The following is a 6,756-nucleotide window of genomic DNA, read 5'->3' as shown; positions in this document are numbered from 1 at the left end:
ACTTTCCAAGACCATCGAAGCAAGCGCCCACACGAATTATCTGATTGAATTTTTAAAGAGCAATTTAGTTAATCGAAGGAGAGACAGAATCTCGATCACTTCGCTCAACTGAGGCTGCGTATTCTACAGAACCGAACCTCGTATTGTCAACCACTTTTTTCAACTTTCTTTTCAGTGCCGATCAACTCAGAAAACCGAACCAATCAAATATCGCACTCAAAAACATCAGTATAAACAAGCACTTAACACTTCCAATCAAGCCTTGCCTGACTAGAGAGCGCGTATTATACGCAGCAGAATGCATTGCGCAACTGTTTTTTTGCTTTATTTTCAAAAAATGCTTTTTACTGGTTCTAAGCAGCTATTAAGAGGCGACAAAGCCCCATCTCGCGAGCTTTGGTGTGGAAAGTCAATACTAACACTTAGATCCTAGTGGTCTTAATGCTGTTTGCTCGCTATTGTTAGAGTCTATTTATCTCCAACAGGTTAATTTAGCTATGACAGGTCGACTTATTATCACGCCCTGCAATTTAGACTCTTTTCTGCATAGCGCAGTGCAAATCAATGACGCTTTGATCACTAGCTATAATATGGCTCCGAGGAATTTTGTCAGTATTTTACGGCTAAAAGATGATCGGCTGACTTTGGATAAAGGTTACTGGGGTTATAGTCCCACATGGTTAAAAGTGCTTGAGCATGCCCCTTATGCTGCGCGAGTAGAATCTTTACATGAAAAGCCCATGTTTAAAAATGCGCTATCTCAGCGCTGCTTAATCCCATGCTCAGGTTATTACGAGTGGATGCAGTTTTCTCGGCAAAAACGAGCATTTGCGGTACGTCGACCTGATAACCGCGCATTCTTGATTGCAGGTATTTGGACTCGCTATCCAACCTCTGAACATACGTTCTATGACACCTTTGCACTGCTAACGACGCCTAGCAATGATGCCTTGATACGAATCAGCGAACGTATGCCTGTGATTATTGAGCCTGATGATGCTTCCCATTGGTTGGGGAATCTCTCTAATACAGACTTAACGAACACCATTGCCAATGATCACTTTGACTGCTATCCGGTTTCGACATTGGTTAACAATCCCAGTAACCAATCCCGTGCAGTCACCGAGCCTATTGGGCAGCGTTTTAGGTTTCAATAGAAGCGGCAAAGCGCGCACATGAACGTAATGCCATTTAACAAATCCAATGGAATATCAGATTATTGAATATTGAGCGGTACCAAGGAATCAAAATTATGCCGACGATTATACGCTCAGCTTGCGCTGGGATATTTCTCATTTTACTAACTGCGTGCACTTCTATTATGCCAAACACTTCTACGAAGGCTCCACATACCCCCGCATTTATCCAGAGCAACAATGATGCCCGCGAATATCGAACACTCACTCTGAATAATCAGCTGCAGGTTCTACTAATATCAGAAGCTGATGCCGACAAAGCTGCTGCTGCGATGAATGTCAGCGTAGGTAGTGGCAGTGATTCCAAAAACTTTGCGGGCTTGGCACACTTTTTAGAGCATATGCTTTTCCTAGGCACAGAGAAATACCCTGAGTCAGGTGAGTACCAAAGCTTTATCAGTAAGCATGGTGGTAACCACAACGCATTTACATCTTATGAGGATACTAACTATTTTTTTGAAATTGAGAGCGCCTACTTATCACCTGCTTTGGATCGTTTCTCTCAGTTCTTTACCGCACCACTTTTCAGTGAAGAATATGTAAACCGTGAAAAGAACGCTGTCCACTCTGAATATCAATCTAAACTGCGCGATGATGGTCGACGCCAGTTTGATATTTTGAAACAAGCTCTAAACCCTGATCACCCTTATAGCAAGTTCAGTACAGGGAGCTTGGAAACATTAAGCGACAAGGAGATCAGCGCCCGTGAAGCGATGCTCGATTTCTATCAGCAGCATTATTCTGCCAATCAGATGTCACTGGTCATTCTAGGTCGAGAGTCATTAGATGAATTAGAGCAGATCGCCGAAAGGTTCTTCAGTGCAATTCCTAATCGCAATATTGCAAGCAAGGTCGTTCAGGAACCTTTATTTGCAAAAGACAGCTTGCCTAAACAGCTTAATATCAAGCCCTTAAAAGCACGCCATGAGTTGCGTTTGCAATTTCCCATGCCTAGCACAACCTACTTATATAAAGAAAAACCTGCCAGCTATATTGCAAGCTTGATCGGTCATGAAGGCGAGGGCAGCTTGCTGTCTTACCTTAAAGCTCAGGGCTGGGCAACAGGGCTCTCAGCAGGTAGTGGTATCAGTACAAAAGAAGAAGCGCTCTTTAGCATTGGCATCAACCTAACAGAGCCAGGTGTTAACGCACGTGAAGAGATCATCAACGCCACATTCAGCTATATCAATCTGATTCAAACCCAAGGCATCAACAAGTGGCGTTTTGATGAACAGAAAGCACTTTCAGAGCAAGAGTTTAATTTTGTAGAGCAAGGAGCGGCTATTCATTACGTCAGCACTTTAGCCTATAACATGTCGCGCTACCCAAGTCATGAGGTAGTACATGCCGCTTATGCCATGGAAAACTTTGATCCTCTACTCATTCAGCGCTATCTGTCTTACCTAAAGCCAGACAATATGCTTGTTACCCTCGTAAGCCCTGATATTAAAACAAACAAAACTTCGCCGTGGTTTGGTGGAGAATATGCGTTAGAAACTTTCGATAGCAGTAAAATAGCACCAACTCAACTGGATGTACTCAAGCTGCCAGAACCGAATCCTTTTATCGCCAAAAACCTACATCTGAAAGCGGATAGTAATCACTCTGACACTCCTATCAACATTAGTACCAGTCCTTTCTACAGCTTGTGGTTCAAACATGACACAGACTTTGGCACACCCAAAGCACAACAATACATTAGCCTACAAACACCTATAAGTAGCTCAAATGTTCGTAGCGCTGTATTAACCCAAATGCTCAGCAGCTGGTTAAGTGATGCGAGTAACGAGTTTGCCTACCCTGCACGTTTGGCGGGATTAGACTATAGCGTTTATAAACACATGCGCGGCTTAACATTCCAACTCGGTGGTTATGATGAGCAACAACCTGCATTGTTAGAACGCTTACTACAAATTTTGAGCAAAGAGGAAATCTCGCAAGAACGCTTTGACCTAGTAAAACAATCGCTGATCAAACGTTGGAAAAACGCTGACAAAGCCCCTCTGTACCAGCAAGTGAGTAGCCAGGTTTCCAATTTACTGCAACAGCCCAACTGGCAAGAGCCTGAGTTATTGTCCACGATAAATAGACTACAGCTACAAGACCTTGTTGAGTTTAGAACTGCATTTCTACAACAGCTCTATATTGACAGCATGGTGACGGGCAACCTTACCGCGGATGAAGCACGGCAGAGCTTAAAAATGGTGGTCGAGTATCTCAAGCCTAGCTTGAGCAAAGAGGCAGTGCCTAGTATGAGCATACTATCTCTGGATCAGCAGCACTTACAGCACTACCCAGAAATAGAGCACAACGACAATGCATACTTACACTATTATCAAGGCAATAGTCACAGTATAGAGACACAAGCACAGTGGCTATTACTCGCTCAAATATTGCAAAGCCCTTATTACCAAGAGATGCGTACTCAGCAGCAATTAGGTTACATCGTTTTTGCCAGCTATCACCCCGTTCTAAATATGCCAGGGCTGAGCTTGCTTGTGCAGTCACCCACTCACTCTCCTGAGGATATTCAGCAGCGTAGCCAGCGCTTTCTTGAAAGTTTTGCGGAAAAGCTACACACAATGCCGAGCACAACATGGGAGGAACAAAAGGCGGGACTTATCGGAAACCTACTCGAAAAAGATGATAATTTGCAAAGTCGTACACAACGCTTCTGGCGAGAAATGGCTTTAGAATATACCAACTTTGACCGAGCAGCCCAGTTAGCTCGTGCGGTTCAAACCCTAGAGCTGAGTACTATTGTACAGCTTTTTGAGACACAAATTATACAGGGTAACGCTGGACAGTTTGAGGTTAGCTATCAACCTAAATCAAAGACCTTTACTGATGTAAAAACCTTAAGTGCGCAGCTAAAGCCTATAGCAAAGCACTAAGCGGTTTGATTTTTAGACTGTTCTCACAACCAACCTAGTGCGCGCGAACGGCCAATCCGGCCATTCGCGCATGCTACAATATATTCACTAGGACTCTGTGCATTCAGAATAAATGCGAAGGCACCAGCGACTCAACATAAAGCACCAGATCCTCAAGAATATTTTGGTCTCGCGCAGATAAGCCTTTCTGGCTTAGCTCTAACAAACGTTGCTCAAACTGTTGCGGCGTGCAGCCACTCAAAGCAGGGTCATTAATGCGCTGCCAACGGAACTCATCCCAGCGTATAAGCTCTTCTTCTGTAAGACTGTGCTTATAGTTGCGCGCACGATAACGGAAAAACATCTCATCAAGACGTTCATCTCTGAATGCCGTTTTTAACTGAGCCAGCTGCTCTGGTGGGCAACGACGCACTTGCTCCATTTGCTCTTTGTCATGTGTCGAAAAGAAACCGCCACCATACAACATCAAATCAGGATCGTCAGAAGCTTCAAATTCTGTGTTGTCACTGAAAACTTGCTGCAACTTCTGAGTCAAATCACCTGCCGCCATCAACATCTGCCAATGTTGCTCACAAGTTTGGCGATTAATACCCGTTCTCTTCTCAACGTTTTCGTCTAGCATCGCTATAGGTAAAACCACTGGACAGCGATTAAGGTGCACAACCTTTAATGGAATACGCCCTTCAACCAAAGCGCTCTGTGCAGTGAATACTCTATGATGTATCTCTACTGCTGATAGCTGGCTTAATGGCGCAGGATCAGACATTAAATCAAAGCAGATCACGCCATTTTTATTGGTTGGATGCATTGCCAATGGCACAACTAAAGCCGCATTAGCACGGGCAGCGCCAAACATACCTGAGATGTGCAGCACAGGCTTTCGTGTTATCAAGTTAAGCTGATCAGATACCTTTCTCTTATCCCGTAAAGACAACAGATAATTGAATAGCTTCGGCTGCTTAGTTTTTAACAAGCGTGCTAATGCAATAGTTGCTCTTACATCAACCAAAGCATCGTGGGCACCTTGATGCTCTAATCCGTTGGCAGCCGTAAGATGCTCCAGCTTGAAACTCGGTAAGCCTTCTTCATTAATAGGCCACTCGATACCCTCGGGGCGTAAAGCGTAAGCCGTACGCATCGCATCAATCAGATCCCAGCGGGAATTACCGTTCTGCCACTCTCTAGCATAGGCATCATAAAAGTTACGGTACAAGGTATGCCGTGTAAGCTCATCGTCAAATCTCAAACTGTTATAGCCCAAAGCACAAGTATGCGGCTGGCTTAATGCTTGATGAATCTGTGCAATAAACTCGGCTTCAGTAAAGCCATCTCTCAACGCTTGCTGTGGCACAATACCTGTAATCAAGCAGGCATCAGGGTGAGGAATAAAGTCATCTGCTGGGCAGCAGAAAATCTCCATCGGCTCACCAATTTCATTCAGATCAAAATCTGTGCGAACACCTGCAAATTGTGCGGGGCGATCTTTGCGAGGATTGGCACCAAAGCTTTCATAGTCGTGCCAAAAAAAAGTGGGCTGTGAACTCAAAGTTCAAGTCCTTATCAACAGTGAAGACAAACCAATCTAAAGAGGCCGCTCCTTAAGAGCGGCTTGGCCATGTAACATTCAACTCTAGCTGAGCCTGCTGAGGCAGACTATGGTAGCTAATCTGAATATCTTCTTGGCTACTCTTTGTGTAACGCAAAATCACTTCGATCAACTCTTTTTGTAAACGCGGTAAAAAGTCTGGCTGATTTCGTTGCAAGCGATCTTGCGAAATCATTACCATCAAACGTTCACGAGCAACATCTGCTGATGCCGCGTTATCCCGTTGAAATAAACTACGTAGTCGTTTCATCGCCGACCTCCAAACATACGGCTTAGAAAACCTTTGCGCTCAGGTGTTATAAAACGCATAGGGCGATCTTCACCTAGAAAACGTGCTACCGCATCAAGATATGCAATACCTGCATCTGCTTGTTGATCATGCACAACAGGAACGCCTTGGTTTGATGCTTTCAAAACAGATTCAGACTCAGGAATAACCCCTAAAACTGGAATTGCCAAAATTTCTGCCACATCCTTCACTGACATCATCTCTGACAACTCAACACGCTCAGGGTCATAGCGAGTAACCAATAAACGTGCAGGTACTGACTGCCCATTTTCGGCCATACGGGTTTTCGAATCCAACAAACCGATTACTCGATCAGAGTCACGTACCGAAGAAACCTCAGGGTTACTCACCACTATAGCCTCGTCAGCAAAGTACATCGCCAACATCGCACCACGCTCAATACCAGCGGGTGAGTCACAGATAACATAATCAAAGTCTGCTTTTAACTCTTCGATAACCTTCTCAACGCCATCTTGAGTCAAAGCATCTTTATCACGGGTTTGTGATGCGGGTAACATAAATAAGCCATCAACACGCTTGTCTTTAATCAGCGCCTGACTCAACTTGGCTTCCCCTGAGATCACATTGATCAGGTCATATACCACACGGCGCTCACAACCCATGACCAAATCTAGATTTCGCAATCCAACATCAAAGTCGATCAGTACTGTACGAAAACCTTGCAAAGCTAACGCAGTGCCAATGGAGGCACAGCTTGTTGTTTTACCTACGCCACCCTTTCCAGACGTGACTACTACGACCTTTGCCAAA

The 6,756-nt window shown here is 44.5% G+C and carries 5 protein-coding genes; 2 read left to right on the top strand and 3 right to left on the bottom strand.

The features are described 5' to 3' along the window. The first annotated feature begins 497 nt into the window (after window positions 1-497). Window positions 498-1,157, top strand: coding sequence for an SOS response-associated peptidase (locus tag B5D26_RS13380; protein ID WP_078746228.1), 660 nt, complete (start codon window positions 498-500; stop codon window positions 1,155-1,157). A 164-nt stretch (window positions 1,158-1,321) separates the two neighbouring features. Then, window positions 1,322-4,090, top strand: a complete 2,769-nt coding sequence (locus tag B5D26_RS13375) for an insulinase family protein (protein WP_159445666.1) — start codon at window positions 1,322-1,324, stop codon at window positions 4,088-4,090. A 103-nt stretch (window positions 4,091-4,193) separates the two neighbouring features. On the opposite strand, the gene sbcB is transcribed toward B5D26_RS13375, so the two are convergent. The 3 genes from sbcB to minD are packed head-to-tail and all read right to left on the bottom strand — an operon-like array spanning window position 4,194 to window position 6,755. Beyond that, window positions 4,194-5,636 carry an exodeoxyribonuclease I gene (sbcB, locus tag B5D26_RS13370; protein ID WP_078746226.1) on the bottom strand — a complete coding sequence of 481 codons (1,443 nt, stop codon included), beginning with the start codon at window positions 5,634-5,636 and terminating at the stop codon, window positions 4,194-4,196. A 52-nt stretch (window positions 5,637-5,688) separates the two neighbouring features. Next, a complete protein-coding gene (gene minE, locus B5D26_RS13365; protein WP_078746225.1) occupies window positions 5,689-5,946 on the bottom strand; it encodes a cell division topological specificity factor MinE in 258 nt (85 codons plus the stop codon). Next, window positions 5,943-6,755 carry a septum site-determining protein MinD gene (gene minD / locus B5D26_RS13360; RefSeq protein ID WP_078746224.1) on the bottom strand — a complete coding sequence of 271 codons (813 nt, stop codon included), beginning with the start codon at window positions 6,753-6,755 and terminating at the stop codon, window positions 5,943-5,945. Before minD ends, minE begins: the two co-directional genes overlap by 4 nt. Window position 6,756 lies beyond the last annotated feature (1 nt).

The organism is Oceanospirillum multiglobuliferum (genome assembly GCF_900167095.1).
GTDB lineage: Bacteria > Pseudomonadota > Gammaproteobacteria > Pseudomonadales > Halomonadaceae > Oceanospirillum > Oceanospirillum multiglobuliferum.
The sequence above is the reverse complement of the archived record's forward strand: the minus strand, read 5'-3'. Positions and strand labels throughout refer to the sequence as shown.

Coding starts and splice junctions, on each gene's coding strand:
- B5D26_RS13380 (WP_078746228.1), top strand. CDS start 498: ATGACAGGTCGACTTATTATCACGCCCTGCAATTTAGACTCTTTTCTG.
- B5D26_RS13375 (WP_159445666.1), top strand. CDS start 1,322: ATGCCAAACACTTCTACGAAGGCTCCACATACCCCCGCATTTATCCAG.
- minE (WP_078746225.1), bottom strand. CDS start 5,946: ATGAAACGACTACGTAGTTTATTTCAACGGGATAACGCGGCATCAGCA.